This window comes from Cellulomonas septica (assembly GCF_012396155.1).
Classification (GTDB): domain Bacteria; phylum Actinomycetota; class Actinomycetes; order Actinomycetales; family Cellulomonadaceae; genus Cellulomonas; species Cellulomonas septica.
The window spans coordinates 1-1,062 of record NZ_JAAXOY010000897.1; the positions used below are offsets into that span (position 1 = coordinate 1).

Annotated in this window: 1 protein-coding gene; it reads left to right on the forward strand. The window is 74.8% G+C overall.

The features are described 5' to 3' along the window. Positions 1 to 1,062 (forward strand): AI-2E family transporter (locus HGA02_RS20110; protein ID WP_246248147.1); only part of this gene is annotated, 1,062 nt, incomplete at both ends.

Sequence of the window (1,062 nt, forward strand, 5' to 3'; positions counted from 1 at the left end):
GCGGCTGCGGCTGCCGCGCGGGGCGGCCGCGGGCCTCGCCGTGGTCGCGCTCGTCGCGGTCGTCGGCACGCTGCTCGGGCTCGCCGGGCGGTCCGTCGTCCGCGGGATCGGCGACCTGTGGTCGCAGGCGTCGCAGGGCGTCGACAAGATCCTCGACTGGCTCGCGACCGGCCCTCTCCAGCTGTCCACCGACGACATGCAGACGTGGGTCGACCGCATCCAGGAGTCCGCGTCGGGCGCGTCGTCGAGCGTGCTGTCCGGCGTGGTGACCGGCGCGACGACCGTCGGGCACGTCCTCGCCGGCGCGATCATCGCGCTGTTCTGCACGTTCTTCTTCCTGCTCGACGGCCGCACCATCTGGGCGTGGGTCGTCGGGCTGCTGCCGCGCGGCTCGCGCGAGCACGTGCACCAGGCGGCCCGGCGCGGCGTCGTCACGCTCGGCGCGTACACGCGCACGCAGATCCTCGTCGCCGCGGTCGACGCGGTCGGCATCGGCGTCGGTGCGGCGATCCTCGGTGTCCCGCTGGCCCTGCCGCTCGCGATCCTCGTGTTCCTCGGGTCGTTCGTGCCGATCGTCGGCGCCGTGGTCACGGGCTCCATCGCCGTGCTGGTCGCGCTCGTCGCGCAGGGTCCCGGCGCGGCGCTCATCATGCTCGCGATCGTCCTCGGCGTGCAGCAGCTCGAGGGGCACGTCCTGCAGCCGTTCCTCATGGGCCACGCCGTGTCGCTGCACCCCGTCGCGGTGCTGCTCTCCGTGGCCGCCGGCTCGTTCGTCGCCGGCATCCTCGGCGCGCTGTTCGCCGTGCCGATCGCGGCGGTCCTCAACACGGTCGTCCTCTACCTGCACGGGCACGACAAGTTCCCCCAGCTCGGCACGCACGACCACGTCCCTGTGCGCGGACGCGGCCACCCCGTGCTCGACCGGGCCGTCGCGCAGGTCGCCGAGCGCGAGTCGGAGCGCGACGCGACCGAGCGGACCGACGAGGAGCTCGGCGCCGGCCAGGCGACCGGTGAGGACGAGGCCGCGACCGTCCAGGGAGCCGACGACCGGCCCAGCCGGGG